General features: G+C 48.2%; 14 protein-coding genes. 1 reads left to right on the top strand and 13 read right to left on the bottom strand.

The window, feature by feature from the left end; translation table 11 throughout:
- Nucleotide 1 precedes the first annotated feature (1 nt).
- Nucleotides 2–481 carry a hypothetical protein gene (locus RF679_RS16125; protein ID WP_309481653.1) on the top strand — a complete coding sequence of 160 codons (480 nt, stop codon included), beginning with the start codon at nucleotides 2–4 and terminating at the stop codon, nucleotides 479–481.
- On the opposite strand, the gene RF679_RS16130 is transcribed toward RF679_RS16125, so the two are convergent.
- From RF679_RS16130 to RF679_RS16190, 13 genes are all read right to left on the bottom strand, one after another.
- Complete coding sequence (locus tag RF679_RS16130; protein ID WP_309481654.1) at nucleotides 478–825, bottom strand: hypothetical protein; 348 nt, start codon at nucleotides 823–825, stop codon at nucleotides 478–480. The two genes, RF679_RS16125 and RF679_RS16130, sit on opposite strands and share 4 nt — an antisense overlap.
- A gap of 239 nt (nucleotides 826–1,064) precedes the next feature.
- Nucleotides 1,065–1,607 (bottom strand): crossover junction endodeoxyribonuclease RuvC, encoded by a 543-nt coding sequence (gene ruvC, locus RF679_RS16135; protein ID WP_309481655.1) that lies wholly within the window; start codon nucleotides 1,605–1,607, stop codon nucleotides 1,065–1,067.
- A gap of 353 nt (nucleotides 1,608–1,960) precedes the next feature.
- Nucleotides 1,961–3,526, bottom strand: coding sequence for a bifunctional phosphoribosylaminoimidazolecarboxamide formyltransferase/IMP cyclohydrolase (gene purH, locus RF679_RS16140; protein WP_309481656.1), 1,566 nt, complete (start codon nucleotides 3,524–3,526; stop codon nucleotides 1,961–1,963).
- A gap of 21 nt (nucleotides 3,527–3,547) precedes the next feature.
- On the bottom strand, nucleotides 3,548–3,781 hold the full coding sequence (locus RF679_RS16145) for a helix-turn-helix domain-containing protein (protein ID WP_309481657.1): 234 nt from the start codon (nucleotides 3,779–3,781) through the stop codon (nucleotides 3,548–3,550).
- Nucleotides 3,782–3,923: 142 nt separating this feature from the next.
- Nucleotides 3,924–4,934, bottom strand: a complete 1,011-nt coding sequence (gene dusB, locus RF679_RS16150; protein ID WP_309481658.1) for a tRNA dihydrouridine synthase DusB — start codon at nucleotides 4,932–4,934, stop codon at nucleotides 3,924–3,926.
- Nucleotides 4,935–5,239: 305 nt separating this feature from the next.
- Nucleotides 5,240–5,749, bottom strand: coding sequence for a TlpA family protein disulfide reductase (locus RF679_RS16155; protein WP_309481659.1), 510 nt, complete (start codon nucleotides 5,747–5,749; stop codon nucleotides 5,240–5,242).
- A gap of 133 nt (nucleotides 5,750–5,882) precedes the next feature.
- Nucleotides 5,883–8,207 carry a putative bifunctional diguanylate cyclase/phosphodiesterase gene (locus RF679_RS16160; RefSeq protein ID WP_309481660.1) on the bottom strand — a complete coding sequence of 775 codons (2,325 nt, stop codon included), beginning with the start codon at nucleotides 8,205–8,207 and terminating at the stop codon, nucleotides 5,883–5,885.
- Between the two features lie 270 nt (nucleotides 8,208–8,477).
- A complete protein-coding gene (locus RF679_RS16165; RefSeq protein WP_309481661.1) occupies nucleotides 8,478–9,389 on the bottom strand; it encodes an aldo/keto reductase in 912 nt (303 codons plus the stop codon).
- Nucleotides 9,390–9,455: 66 nt separating this feature from the next.
- Nucleotides 9,456–11,333 (bottom strand): lipoprotein N-acyltransferase Lnb domain-containing protein, encoded by a 1,878-nt coding sequence (locus RF679_RS16170; RefSeq protein WP_309481662.1) that lies wholly within the window; start codon nucleotides 11,331–11,333, stop codon nucleotides 9,456–9,458.
- Nucleotides 11,324–11,686 carry a hypothetical protein gene (locus RF679_RS16175; protein ID WP_309481663.1) on the bottom strand — a complete coding sequence of 121 codons (363 nt, stop codon included), beginning with the start codon at nucleotides 11,684–11,686 and terminating at the stop codon, nucleotides 11,324–11,326. The genes RF679_RS16170 and RF679_RS16175 overlap by 10 nt, the downstream gene beginning before the upstream one ends.
- A gap of 195 nt (nucleotides 11,687–11,881) precedes the next feature.
- Nucleotides 11,882–12,532: a DsbA family protein gene (locus tag RF679_RS16180; RefSeq protein ID WP_309481664.1), complete on the bottom strand. Its 651-nt coding sequence runs from the start codon at nucleotides 12,530–12,532 to the stop codon at nucleotides 11,882–11,884.
- Nucleotides 12,533–12,623: 91 nt separating this feature from the next.
- Nucleotides 12,624–13,847, bottom strand: coding sequence for an anhydro-N-acetylmuramic acid kinase (locus RF679_RS16185; RefSeq protein ID WP_309481665.1), 1,224 nt, complete (start codon nucleotides 13,845–13,847; stop codon nucleotides 12,624–12,626).
- A 148-nt stretch (nucleotides 13,848–13,995) separates the two neighbouring features.
- Nucleotides 13,996–15,399: a M23 family metallopeptidase gene (locus tag RF679_RS16190; RefSeq protein ID WP_309481666.1), complete on the bottom strand. Its 1,404-nt coding sequence runs from the start codon at nucleotides 15,397–15,399 to the stop codon at nucleotides 13,996–13,998.
- Nucleotides 15,400–15,592 lie beyond the last annotated feature (193 nt).

Consider the following 15,592-nt stretch of genomic DNA (forward strand, 5'->3'; position numbering starts at 1 on the left):
AGTGTTGAAACTCGCTGCGCTCAGACAGCAACACTTTCTTTTTCCATTTTCTGCTGCGCACCATTGGCGATTTAGAAGCGGAACGGCTGAAAGTCAAAAACAACAACCAAACATACTGTTTCGACCGCCGCATAATTTCATAGCAATGGTGATGCATTTTGGTTTTGGTTTTGGTTTTGGTTTTAGTTTTGGTTTTAGTTTTGGTTTTAGTTTTGGTTTTGATTTTGATTTTGGTTTTGATTTTGGTTTTGACTTTCACCCACTTCTGACACTGCCAATTGCGCAAGGCAGAAAATGGATAGAGAAAGCCTTGCTGTTTGAGCCGCAGGCGAGTTTCAAGGCTTTCCCATTTTTTGACTTGCACAATTGGGACGCCGAAGGCCAGTGGCAGTGTGGTCGCCTTTCTTTGCTTACTTTCTTTGGCGAAGCAAAGAAAGTGAGTGGCCGCCGGGCCAATCCCGGCCAGCGAACTTTGAATTAGACCAACCTTAAAAAAGAACGAAAGCCACTGGATTCCCGCTTTCGCGGGAATGACAAATCTACAGTGCTGGGAAAGCTAATTTCCGAATTGCGGCTGCTTAGGGATTTGGTTTTGGTTTTGGTTTTGGTTTTGGTTTTGGTTTTGGTTTTGGTCTTGGTTTTGGTTTTGGTTTTGGTTTTGGTTTTGGTTTTGGTTTTGGTTTTGGTTTTGGTTTTGGTTTTGGTTTTGGTTTCCCCCCACTTCTGACACTGCCAATTGTGCAGGGCAGAAAATGGATAAAGAAAGCCTTGCTGTTTGAGCCGCAGGCGAGTTTCAAGGCTTTCCCATTTTTTGACTTGCACCATTGGGAAGCCGAAGGCCAGTGGCAGCGTGGTCGCCTTTCTTTGCTAACTTTCTTTGGCGAAGCAAAGAAAGTGAGTGGCCGCCGGGCCACACCCGGCCAGCGAACTTTGAATTAGACCAACCTTCAAAAAGAACGAAAGACACTGGATTCCCGCCTACGCGGGAATGACGAAAAGTGTGAATGCATCACACTCTACTGAGTGAGTGACATGACTTCAGCAAACAAAACAACAAGGTCCCATCACCCAATCAACCTCCCCGCCCTCACCCGCAAACCCTTCTTCGCCAACCCAGGCGCAATCGTGCCTAAGGTTTTGAGAGTATCCCCACTATGCGCATGACAAATCGCCACGCCAAGTGCATCGGCGGCATCGGGGCTGGGGGTGCCAGAGAGTGACAACAGGCGTTGCACCATATCTTGTACTTGCTCTTTTTTCGCCTTACCGTGCCCCACCACACCTTGCTTCACTTGCAGCGCGGTGTATTCAGCGACCGCCAAATCCGCTTGCACTAAAGCGCAGATCGCAGCGCCGCGGGCTTGTCCTAGTAACAGTGTGGATTGTGGATTGACGTTGACGAACACCTTCTCAATCGCCGCGCAATCGGGTTGGTAGGTTTGAATAATTTCAGTGACGCCTGAGAGGATCGTTTTGAGGCGTTCTGGGAGACTCGCCTCGGCCGTTTTGATGGTGCCCGAAGCGATGTAGGTGAGCTTACTGCCTTGCTTATGGATGACACCGAAACCTGTGGTGCGTAAGCCGGGATCGATGCCAAGGATTTTCATGAGTGTTTGCTGTTGATGAATATATCGTTAGCAAATTATACGCAGGTCTGATGTTTTCGCGTATGGCTTCGTTGTGAGTAGGCTTGGCTGGCAAGCCCAGCACTTCACGATATACACCGCAGAAGTTGGGCATCGCATTACTCAGCACCAACCTACGATATCAACGCCCAAATGTTTTGTAGGGCGGGTGCAACCCGCGCTGCTCAGATCCACAATGTCCTTGCGGCGCGGGTTTCACCCGCCCTACTATTTCTACCTTGCTTGTCGTAAGTAGGCTGGGCTGGCAAGCCCAACACTTAACGATATACATCGCAGAAGTTGGGCTTCGCTTTGCTCAGCGCCAACCTACAATATTAATGTCTAAAGTGACGCACACCCGTGTACAACATCACCACACCACGCTCATCCGCTGCATCAATCACTTCTTGATCGCGCATCGAACCGCCTGGGTGGATCACGCAAGTTGCGCCAGCATCAACTACTACGTCCAAACCGTCGCGGAACGGGAAGAAGGCATCAGAAGCGACTGCTGAACCTTGCAAGCTCAAACCGGCGTTTTGCGCTTTGATGGAAGCGATGCGAGCGGAGTCGATACGGCTCATTTGACCTGCGCCTACGCCCAAAGTCATGCCATTACCGCAGAATACGATGGCATTCGATTTGACGTATTTAGCGACGCGCCATGCGAACATCAAGTCGGCCATTTGTTGTGGCGTTGGTTGCAATTTGCTGACCACGCGTACATCGGCTGGCAACACGTTTTTCGCGTCGGGTGCTTGCACCAACAAACCACCGCCAACACGTTTCACATCGTATTGATTGACGCCTGCGCCCAATGGGATTTCTAACAAGCGCACGTTTTGTTTTGCTGCGAAAATCTGTTTTGCTTCTGCAGTAAATGAAGGAGCAATCAACACTTCCACGAATTGTTTCGCGACCGCTTCCGCTGCTGCGCCATCACACACAGTATTAAAAGCGATGATGCCACCGAAAGCGGAGGTTGGATCTGTCTGCAATGCTTTGCTATAGGCTTCCAACGCTGTTGCACCGATCGCTACGCCACATGGATTGGCATGCTTCACGATCACGCAAGCGCCAGTGTCGAAGGACTTCACGCATTCCCATGCTGCATCAGCATCAGCGATATTGTTATAGGACAGTTCTTTACCTTGCAATTGCGTGTAGTTCGCCAAAGCACCGGCAACAGGTACCAAATCACGGTAGAAAGAAGCGGATTGGTGTGGGTTTTCACCGTAACGCATTTCTTGTACTTTTTCGAAATGCATATTCAAGGTTTGTGGATAAGCGCTGCGTGTCGCATGTGCTTTATCTTCGCCCAAACTCGTCAAATAGTTAGTGATCGCACCATCGTATTGTGCTGTGTGCGCGAAGACTTTTTTCGCCAACATAAATTTCGTGTCATACGATACGACATTATTGCCAGCCTTCATTTCTGCCAAGACCGTCGCGTAATCACTAGGATCGCAAATCACGACGACGTCTTTGTGATTTTTAGCGGAAGAACGCAACATGGTTGGGCCACCGATGTCGATATTTTCAATCGCATCTTCCAAAGAGCACTCTGCTTTAGCAACCGTTGCTTGGAACGGGTACAAGTTCACGACCACCATATCGATGGTTGGAATGCCATATTTTTCCAAGGAAGCTTGGTGTTCAGGCAAATCACGACGCGCCAAAATACCGCCGTGTACTTTAGGATGCAAAGTTTTTACACGACCATCGAGCATCTCTGGGAAGCCTGTGTAGTCTGCCACTTCTGTCACTGGCAAACCATTGTCTGCCAATAACTTGGCAGTACCACCAGTCGATAAAATTTTGACGCCCATACCAGCCAATTCACGCGCAAATTCGAGCACGCCTGTTTTGTCCGATACAGAGATGAGAGCTTGTTTGATCATGATAAATGTAAAGAGTAAAGATTAAAGAAGACCGTGTTGCTGCAACTTCTTGCGCAAAGTATTGCGATTAATACCGAGCATGTCGGCAGCTTGAGATTGATTGCTATCGGTGCGTGACATCACCATTTCCAACATCGGTTTTTCAACTGCCAACACGACCATATCGTAGATATTCGAAGCAGGTTGTTCACCGAGATCGCGGAAATATTTTTCGAGATTTTTGTGAACTGCTTCTTGGATGCTTTCTTTGCTCATACTGAATTTTCTTTTTATTGATGAACGCTGCTTGCACAGAGTTCGTGGATAACACATTGCGAAACTTTGATTGAGATACTCTGTTTGCCTTGCTTTGCTTGCTTTGTTAATTGCTTGCTTTCAAGCCCCTAGACTTGGATCGCTACGCTGCCAGAAGAATCTCGGAGGGGCGGTATTGTAACCGTTCTGTCGGTCGACTTTCAAAAAAACTGTTGACGGCCGCCAGTTGTTCTTCACAGCTTTCTATTTTGTTCATACTCTGTCGAAACTCTTCGCCATCGACTAAATCTTCGACATACCAACCGATATGCTTGCGTGCCGTTCGTACGCCCATGAACTCGCCATAGAAGGCATAGTGTTCACGTAAATGTCGATCAAGCAAGGCGCGCACTTCTGATACCAAAGGTGGCGGCAAATGTTGGCCCGTCATAAGGAAGTGTTCGATTTCACGGAAGATCCAAGGGCGTCCTTGAGCGGCACGGCCTATCATGATGGCATCGGCGCCCGTGTATTCGAGCACATACTTGGCTTTTTCTGGTGTCGTGATATCGCCATTAGCGACCACAGGAATCTTGGCTTGCGCTTTCACTGCGGCGATGGTGTCGTACTCTGCAGCACCTTTATAACCATCGGCACGAGTACGACCATGTAAGGTCAACATCGCGATGCCTGCTGATTCAGCGATACGCGCGATTTGCAAGGCGTTCTTGTGTTGACGATCCCAGCCGGTACGGAATTTCAAAGTGACAGGCACATCCACTGCCGCAACCACGGCATCGAGAATCTGCCCCACTAATTTTTCATCTTGTAATAAGGCCGAACCACACCATGCATTACACACTTTTTTGACCGGACATCCCATGTTGATGTCGATAATCTGCGCGCCTTTATCAACATTGAACTTAGCGCACTCGGCCAACATCTGTGGATCAGCACCGGCGATTTGCACCGCTTTCGGCTCCATCTCACCTTCGTGATTGGTGCGACGCGAAGATTTTTCGGTTTCCCATAATTTCGGATTCGATGCTGCCATTTCAGACACCGCGTAACCCGCACCAAGTTCTTTGCACAGTTGACGGAATGGTCTATCCGTCACACCTGCCATCGGCGCGACGAAAATATTATTCCTAAGCTGATATGAGCCTATCTGCACGATTCTAAACCTTGGGGAAATGGGAGGTGTTTCGAAGAGACGCTATTCTACCCGAAAGCTGCCTAAAAATTTAGCAGCGAAGCAGAAAAAATCACACAAAATTTTTTTATTTTGGTGGATTTTCCAATAGACTTTTTTGAGGAAGTTTGCTCAATTAGCTTTTTGAATATCATCCTTAAGCATCATCGAGACAATCACATCGTGAGAGTCACAAATGCCTAAGGATTCGAAACTTTTAGCGCTGATGATGGAGGAAAATCGAACTTGAGATTCGAGCCTGAGAAATTCCTAATGGTTTGAAATTTCTACGATGCAGCGATTTCTTTTTCGATGAGTTGCTCTAATTCTTCAAACGATGGCTTACCAATATAGCGTTTAACTATGCGTCCCTGTTTGTCGATCAAGAACGTGGTAGGGGTTAACTTAATATCGCCAAATGCATTCGCTAATTTGCCTTCCACATCAAGTGCGACATGAAACGGTAAAGCGCGTGTTTCTGTAAAATTTAAGACGTAGTTCGGTGGATCATAGCTCATTGCCACCGCCACAAAGTCAAAACCTTTAGCGCGATACTTTTCATAGGTGCGTATCATTTCTGGCATTTCTGCAATACAGGTCGAGCAAGAAGTCGCCCAGAAATTCACTAAGTAGACTTTACCGCGCAAGGATTGCGTGCCTAGCTTTTCACCTTTGAGATTGGTGTATTCAACGCTTGGTGCAGCGACTCTTTGCGAGCCCGACCACATCCATGTCGCCGCTGCAATCAGCGCCAACAAAAGTAAAAGTGCGGGAACAAGAATTTTTTTGGAGTTCATTATTCATTCGGAAGAGGATGCGCCAGCAATAGGCCGTGCATTGATTAAACTGCACTCACTTCAACATGGGCGGTATTATACGTCGAAATCTGAAGACGATTAATGCGCAAGGCTAAATGTAGGGAACTGATCTTCAACAAGCAGGTCCTTGTTTGCCGAGCCAATCTTGGAAAGAAGCTGGTTTGGAGAATAAGAAACCTTGCATACAGTCGCAAGAATTTTCAATCAGGTAGGTGGCCTGCTCTTTTGTCTCTACCCCTTCCGCCACCACGCGTAAGCCCAAGTGTTTCGCCATCGACAGAATCATGCGCACGATCGCCACGTCATTGGCATCACCAGGAACATCCTGTACAAAACTCTTATCAATTTTGAGCTCATACAATGGCAAACGTTTTAAATAGAACAAGCTCGAATAGCCAGTTCCGAAATCATCGATCGAGAAGCGAATCCCCAACGCAGCCAAAGCATTCATACGAGCGATGGTTTCTTGCATGTCGCTAATGAATAGTCCTTCGGTGACCTCGAATACGAACTCTTTCCCGCTCAAATGGTGTGCACTCAGAATATCGCGTACTTTCTCGACAAAGTCTTGCTGCCGAAATTGCTTAGGACTGACGTTCACTGACACAGGGAACATCCAACCATGGCTGCGCAATTGATTTACGATCTCGCAGGCTTGATGCAATACCCAATCCCCTAACTTCAGTATTAGACCAGTCTCTTCAGCCAGTGGAATGAACAAAGCGGGCGAGACAAACTCACCATTGGTCTTGGTCCAGCGCATCAACAACTCAGCGCCGACTGGTGTGCCATCTTGATCAACTTGTGCTTGCATCACCATGCGCAGCTCACATAGATCAAGCGCGCGCGAAAGATCACGTTCCAAAATCAAGCGCTGCTCAACTTCAGCCTGCATTGCACCTTCGAAGAAGGCAATTTGATTACGTCCGGCACCTTTCGCACGATACATCGCCGTATCGGATTCACGTAAGAGGTCATCAACTGTCTGACTGGCTTTCGGTAGCAGCGTCACACCAATACTACAAGCGGAACTATAAATCTGCCCTTCGATTTCAAAAGGCGTAGCGAGTGCATTCCGAATTTTTTCAGCGACTGTGAGCGCAATGCGACTTGCCTGCTCCAGAACTGAGTCTAAATGATCAATCAACACCACAAACTCGTCGCCGCCGATACGGGCGACTGTATCGACTTCACGCAAAATGCTCGTCAATCGTCTGGCAACTTCGACCAAAAGCGCGTCACCCGTTGCATGACCTCGTGCATCGTTGATGTTCTTAAAATGATCTAAATCGATAAATAAGACCGCGCTATAAATTCCAGTGCGCTGGGCTGTGGCGAGCAAGATGCTCAATCGGTCGCGCAACAAGCGTCGATTCGGCAAGCCCGTCAACACATCGAAAAACGCCAATCGATAGATATCGGACTCGGCTCGTTTGCGATCAGTAATATCGCGTTCTACCGCAACAAAATGCGTGCAATGTCCTTGCTCATCGACGATGGGTTGAATATCTGCCTCGAGCCAAAACTCTTCACCAGACTTGCGATAATTAATGAATTCCGCCCGTACTGATTTCTGTGCAAGAATAGCCTCGCGAATACGCACCAGATCATCCGCCTGACTGGCATCGCCCTGCAACATGCGCGGATTCATGCCTTTCGTTTCCTGCAGAGAGTAACCCGTGGTCCGCTCAAATGCCTTATTTACAAACACAATATGCGGCCCGTCATTGTCGAGCTCGCTGTCGGTAATCATGACAATATCGTTCAAGTTTTCCACCGCAGCAGAGATTAAGCGAAGTTCTTCATTCGCTTTTTTCAATGAAGCCTGTTCACGTCGCAAGGATTCACTAATTTGTAATTGTGATCGAAATGAAGCTTCTAAACGACGCAAGAGTACACCGCAGCTCACCGTAATCACGGCAGAAATGAAAGTAAAATTCAGTGTGATGATGACCCAGCGCACGAAGGGCTGATCGGGGAAACGATCAAATTGCAGGTTGACATTAAACACATACCCAAGCCCGAGCAGAGTAGCGGCGTTGATCACTAGAGCATAGACGGCGGGCCTTAATCCCAACAGCAAAGCGGCTAAAACTGGCACCGCCATCAGATAGATTTGGCTGACAGGTCCAATCTTAAAAAAGAAAAAGAGACCGATCAGGTAGATGATGAGCAAGAGATTCCAACTGCGGGCGATCCACGATAGGCGTTTCATGTACCAAATCGTGATGGCCCATGTGATCGCGACAACATCGATTACGGCCACAGAAATCATATCATCGCGAATGGCCATGACGATACTCGGAATGGCTGTAATGACGCCGAGCACAACCGCCCAGAAAAGAATCGATGATAAAAGTTCATTACGCCACGCCTGCAAGTCCATAGACTGGTAGTCTGGCGTGGGGGCTAAGTCCGTAATGAAATCTCGATTCATCTGCAATTACTTGACTCCAAGGCTCGGAAGAACCGGGTTGAATTAGGCGATTGAAGGCGATTGAAAAACAGACTTCTTTTATACGTGGAAACAACTACGATGGAAAGCGATTTTTGATACCTGTAGGCAAATTAACACGAGCGAATTTATAAAGTTTATTAAAACTCAAAAATATAAAACGGGAACGATACCAAGAATCGATACTTTGCCCCAGAAAAGTGCGTATAGCTATTCCCGAGATCCACAGAATTCGAAATTCCGCATCAACGATTAAGGAATATCGTAGCCTTTGCTCGCACGCCACAAATCGAACCATTGTGGGCGGTTCAAAACGAGTTCAGTCGCACCTACCGCTTCGCGCAACGCTTCGACACGACCAGATCCCGTCAAGATCAAAGGCTTCACTGGCAAACGCAAGAGCCAAGCGATGGCGATCGTCGCTGGAGTGGTTCGCAATTCAGCAGCAATCTTCGTTAACGCTGTCAGCACGCGTTGACTTTGCTCTGTTTTACCCTCAAACAATGCACCACCACCGAGTGCTGACCAAATCATTGGCGACATTTTCAACTGCTGGCACAGGTCAAAGGACCCATCCTCAAGTGCTTGTGTTTGCATCAAAGAACATTCCACTTGATTGGTCACTAAGGGAAAACGGCTGTGCAATAGTTGAAATTGTGAGGGTGTGAAATTGGAGACGCCAAAATGTTTCACCTTACCGCCCTCACGCAGTCGGGTGAAGGCGTGCGCCATTTCGTCGGCATCCATCAGTGGGTCAGGTCGATGTATCAATAGAAGATCGATGCTGTCGAGGCGCATCGCCTTCAAAGAATTTTCGACCGATAAAGTAATGTGCTGCGCGCTCGTATCGTAGATATGTGAGGTTTGATGCGGCCGCTGTGCGGATTGAAACTGTATGCCGCATTTGGTAACGATTTGAAAACGTCGCGCCAGTTCTGGGGCAAAAGCAAACGCCTCACCGAGCAAGCTCTCACTGGTGTAGTCGCCATAAATGTCAGCCTGATCAATCGTGGTGATACCGAGCTCTAAAGCTTGTTCCAAGAAGTTCACACGATCTGGCACGCTCATCTGCCAAGCGGATAAACGCCATAAACCCAAGACAATTTGGGAAAACTCTGGGCCTTGCTCAGCGATTTGAATTCTAGGACTCAACAACTGCGACATCAATAATCACTCCTCAAGAACAGCCCCCCAAAAAAATGGGAAACTAAGATGGGGTCGAATAAAACTTTAAAAGAAACGGCGTACAAACAGATCCCATTGCGAGCGTGAGAACCCGGTCATCCTTTCACGTTTCCAAGCGAAATGGAGTGACCAAGTTTGTCCGTCAAAGTATTTTACTTGTTCCCATTGTACGCGGCTTAGCGCTTGCTGGTCGCGCTCGAGATTGGAAACCTGGCTGAGGCGCACAATCATTTTGCTATCAAACAGGCTACGCACCACCATCGTCACCTGCGGCTCAAGGTATAAGCGCCATTGATCGCTGCGATTGGAGAGGCCGCCGTTCAACATCGCAGCGATATCGATATCGTCGAAGACGCGCCAACTCAAGCCACGTCCTGCTCCCAACTGCCAACGCAGAGCATTGCCTCCATCTTGCTTAGGCTGGCGCGCTAACTCAACCAGTACGGCATTCGACCAAGTGCGCGTCAAACCATCATACGGCATCAGCAATTGACTCGAGTACACCGTCATGCGTTCTAGCTGCAAGGACCGCCGATCCAGTCCGACCAGCAGACTGGTTTCAAATACGCGTAAATCGCTCTCCGTATTGTAGGTGCGGTTATCATCACTCAGATGGTGCGAAGCCGGATTGATGACGAAACGAAGATTGTTCGCTTTTCCTTGACGCGTTAATCCCAGATCCCATTGCGAATCCTGCGGCGAATTCGCTGGATCTTTCAAACTCTCAAACTGGAACTCGGGCGATGGTAGTTGTCTTCTATTTTCACGTAGCGATTGACGGTAAGCTGCGACTTCTGGTCCCTTGAGGAGCTCACGATCGGTCAAATAGGCAGCATAGGTATCAGCCAATGCGAGCATTTGTGCCTTTGCCGCATCCGAAATTGGGGCCGTGAACGATATGCTTTGCTGCTGTTTGACCGCTTCCGCCACGTGTTCAACTTGGCTAGCTGTCAAACCTGTTTGGTAAGCGCGCAATAACCATTGATTCGGCGCATGCACCCGACTGCTCTCAATCAAATTCAAGGCATAGGCTCGCTTGACGACATCTTTAGGCGTGACCCAGAAGCCACTTTTGTCGAGGGACTTTCCAGCGGCCACCGCAATTACGAAATCGAGCAAGGTGGCGCAATTATATTTTTGAAAAAAGTAGGTGAGCTTAGCCTGCTTGAGTTCAATCAAGTGTGCTTGCAATAAGCGTCTTTGGGCGGCTGAAAAACGCAACTCATATTCCCACACGCTACGCTGCTCTTCTCCCACATATAGTTGCAGCTTCTCGCTATATGGCGACAAAGAAAAATAGCCTAGCTTGCCGATCACCATGCTATCGAAAAAAAGTTTAGGAAGGTTATAGCCCGCTGCATCGGTAAAGAAAGACACCGCGTGTTCCGTGCTTTGTCCCATGGAACTCTTGCCCGATAGTTTGAGGAACACGTGTCCCATCATGCTGGAGGCCTGCGTAATATTTTCGGCAGCGAACACCAAATCAACACGTTCGGCTGGTGCTCGTGTTAAAAATTCTTGTAGTTCATCGCATGATTCGAGTGCTTGCTCTGGAATCGCAAGTGCCTCTCGCAACCACAGGTATCGTGCTGGATAACGGCATACAGCGCCCGCTTCGCCACTCATCAGCCACGCAATCGTCAAATTCAACTCGCGCTCGAGTTCTGGCGTATCAGCGCTCAAAAGGAACTTTGACGAAGTAATATGAAATCCGCCTTGATCCGCATGTAATAAGGCGGACCACATCGGTGACTTGGCAAGCGCTAATTGGTGCGCCTTTTGTTGATAAGCTGAAATCGAATTAAGCTCATCCGCCTCACTCGCTTGCGCTGACTGGGTCGAGGTGAAGAACAGAATCAGGATCGAAAAAAAAGCGGCCAGATAGCCGCCTTTTCGAGCTTGGTGAGAAGCGCTTATTTGCATGAAACAACAACGTTCTCAGAGTAGCGCCACATTTTTTCTGTGGAATAGTCTGTGGAAGAACCCAAAGTACCGCCAGTCAAAATGTTGATGAAGAATTTACCATCGACGCCTTTTTCCGCAACCGTTTCTTTGGCACAGCCTTCTGTCGTTACCAAGAAAACTTTGTTTTTGTTTTCACGTGTCAAATTAACGATACCTGGGCCTTTGAATTGAACGCCATCCACTGTACCGGCGATTTCTTTACCGTTGGAAGCGGACACATTCACTGCCTGAGTTTTGTCGTTCAAAATAGATGCGCAACCAGTCATTGCCAGTGTCGACGCCACTACAGACATTGCTAGGATTTTTTTCATTGTTATATCTCTTGAAAAGTTTATTGAATTTTATTCAACTGACGTTGAAAGGGGATTATAGCGGAATTTACAATTAATAAATTATTAAAATAACATTATTTTTGAAAATTCACTTTCAGAATTTCATAAACTTTTTTGGCGATTTCAATACGCCTTGCCACATCCCCTCTGCCTACTAATTCGTTTCAACTCCCATTAAGATCCAATAAGCTCCAGTAAATTCGCCTCGACTTGCTCAAGCTTGGCGTAACCTGAGGCGATCATATGCAAGCCACTTTCTTTCACCAAACATAACACGGGAAAGCCTCGAATGCCCCAGCGTTGAATCTGTTCAAAATGCAAACGAGTCTCTTCTCGTGTTGAGGGTGCCTGCAAAGTTTCAAGGAAACTTGCCACATCAAATGCACCGTCGCCTTGACCTTGGTTGAGCGCATCTACACAAACTTGTGCCAACACTTCGTCTTTGGTGACATCCAATCCTTGTGCGTAAAAAGCATGTTGCACGGCGCGGAATACGTTCAAAATTTGCTTCGCATCCAAATCGTCCGCCAACAATTTCACGGCCACCACTGCCCGACATGCTGGTTCAGTATCGAAGATAAATCCGGGTTTATTGAGTCCATTCATATCAAACGGCAAACCACTGACCTCTTGCACACGCTGCCAATGCGAAAGGATCATCTGACGCGTGTCGTCATCCATGACTTCTGTGTTGTAGGCGCGCAGCCCACCGAGTACGATGTCAAGCTCCGCATGAGGAATGCGATCTAACAGTTTCTGTAATTCCAAACTAAAGGCATAGCACCATGAACACATGGGGTCTGCGATATATAAAAATTTGCTCATAAAAATCTCGCCTCGCGGCTCTCTTGTTAGATTTCGTTAGATTTATTTTGACGCGTGGTGACGCCATTCGAACTCTTGTGCGCCTTTTGTTTTAAGCGGGATACATGGCACCTAAAATACGCGGCCCAGCAGCACCTGTCACGTCTTCTACATTACCCGGTTGACGTTCCGCGAAGCACTGCGCCAACCACGCAAAAGCTAAGGCTTCCACTTGATCAGGCGCCACACCAAGGGTGGCCGTCGATGATACGGGAATCACCCTCCCCGACCGTGGCGGCTGACCAAACTGCTGCAAAAATTCAGCAAGTTGTTCCATGAGAAAATCATTGAAAGCACCACCACCGCAAACAAATACTGCTGCACATTCGGTTGCGTGCGACATGATTTCTTTGGCGATCGTTTTAGCAGTTAGGGCACATAAGGTGGCCTGCACATCTTCAATCGTGATTGAATTTTGCTGTGGCGATTGCGCTTCAAAGGCAGCGAGTTTTTGGTCAAGCCATGCGAGATGAAAAGTATCACGTCCCGTGCTTTTAGGCGGTGCCAAGTTGAAAAACGCTTCTTCACACAGGCAGTTTAAGAAAGCCTCGTTGACCTTGCCTGAACGAGCCCACTCACCATTGGCGTCATAGGTCTTGCCGTGGTGTCGTGCGATCCATGCATCCATCAAGACATTGCCCGGCCCTGTATCAAAACCAAATGTACGACCATCACTATGCAGAATGCTGATATTGCTAATGCCGCCGATATTGACGACCACACGACACTCTTGCGCACTCGCAAAAATCGCGCGATGAAAAGCCGGTACCAAGGGTGCGCCTTGTCCGCCCGCTGCGACATCTCGACTACGAAAATCCGCGATCACATCGATGCCGCATAACTCTGCCAAACGCGCAGGATTATTGGTTTGTCTGGTATAGCCTAGTTCAGGACGATGCCGTATGGTCTGGCCGTGGACACCAATTGCTCTGATGTTGAGCGTATTAGGATGTTCTGGGATCAGGGATTTTGTAGGTTCAAGATCTGATGCCTTAATCGCTGCTGCCGCCAATTCCAATAAGCGTTGCACGCAATGGGCATACTGCTCCACCACTTCATTAGCGAACAAAGCTTCTCGATGAATTTCATCGTATCCCGACTGTTGCAAAGCCATACCTTGCTCTCGCAGCGCGGCATCAAAAGGAATATGGGCTGTGGCGAGAATCCGCATTGGTTCTGTAGCTCGCGGCAAGTCGACCAAGACGCCATCCACGCCATCAAGACTGGTTCCCGACATTAAGCCGATATAGAGATTCGATTGTTGAAGCGTATTCATGGGATGATTGAATGAGTATGGCGGCTACTATAGGCAAAAGGCACAAAAATTGATGGATCGACTCTGCATCATGCCACAAGGCGAATAAAAAAGCCGAACCACAGTCCGGCTTTTTATGATGCAAGAAGCGATTAAATCTTTAGCTCGATCAACGCGCAGCTGTGCGTGCTGCCGAACCGCGTTCTGGGCGCAAGAGATTAAAACGATGTTCCATATCTGCCGCGACGGTGCGGAAGCGTGGCATATCATTAGCGGCCAACGCAGCTGCGCTTTGAACACTAATCGTATTAGGATCACGGGCTTCGCCGTTGACGCGGAATTCATAATGCAAATGAGGACCGGTCGACCAACCCGTTGAACCTACATAGCCAATCACCTCACCTTGCATGACACGGGCGCCTTTGCGCACGGCGATGCGACTCATATGTCCATAAGCAGTGCTGTAGCCGTTCCAGTGCTTGATAATAACCATATTGCCGTAGCCGCCTTGCACACCAGCATGATCGATGGTGCCATCTGCTGAAGCGCGAATCGGGGTTCCTGTCACTGCAGCAAAGTCGATACCCTTATGTGCTTTCCATTTACCAGAAATCGGATGGATACGCATCGAGAAGCCAGACGAGATACGGGAGAATTCCAATGGCGATTTCAAGAAAGCTTTTTTCAAAGACCTCCCATCGAAGCTGTAGTAACCACCCTCGCCTGCACCTTCGTCAAACCATACGGCTTGGAATAACTTGCCGGCATTACGGAACTCACCAGAAAGCAAACGACCGGTCTTGACCATTTCGCCGTTCTGCCAAAAAGTCTCATACACGATATTGAAGTAGTCGCCGCGCTGTAACTTGTAAAAATCAATATTGGTCTCGAACATCTTGACGATTTGGTCCGCTACCGCGCCAGGAATCAAGGCTTTATCGGTCGCTACGTACAAAGAAGATTGGATCTCGCCTGAACGCATTTCAATACGACGCTCATATTGTTCGGCCAATTCTTCAGCACGGAAGTCGCCATGTTCGTCGCGCGAAATCACCAAGGTTTTGCTGTTTTGTTTGCCATCATCTTGCAAACCGACACGCAACCATTCCAACAAACCATCGTCAGTGGTTTTCGCACGTACGGTGCGGCCTGCGCGTGCTTGCACCAAAGTGCGTGCCACAGCATCGGTCTTAATGAAGTTACTGGCCTTACTATCGTCAACACCAAGGCGTTGTAGCAAGGATGCCAAACTATCGCCACGTTGCACTTTCTCTTCTTTGATGAAGTGCTGCGGTTGCAAGATGATTTTCGCCATTTGCTCTTCTAAAGAAGGCAAAGGCAATTCTTGTACGATGGTTTTGACAGGCAAATCGGCTGCATCTGGCGCCAACGGCGCTACACCAACCGCACCAACTGCACAGACGGCGAAAAATAAAGCACTGAAAGAAAGCACGCGTGATGGACGCATCGTGCGCACACTTTGCACGGCACTTTGTATGGTTTCTTGGGCTTTAACTTGCGCGGAAGCGGTCAGATTTGCAGCTAGATGACGGAATTTATCTAAGAATCGCATGCAATAAGTTAAAATTAGGGCTTCGTGGCGATTTCCCGGTGGTACGCCACGAACAGCGTGTTAGCAAACCCACTCCTCGTATGATTTATTATGCGGACTAGCTCAGCTCTTCGATTTGAGGCCAGCTGTCGAGTAGAATAAGCGGGGGCTTAAAAATAGTCGCCTGATTGTAAAGCAAATGGCGAATAATGCA

This window comes from Undibacterium cyanobacteriorum, from assembly GCF_031326225.1.
Lineage (GTDB): Bacteria > Pseudomonadota > Gammaproteobacteria > Burkholderiales > Burkholderiaceae_D > Undibacterium > Undibacterium cyanobacteriorum.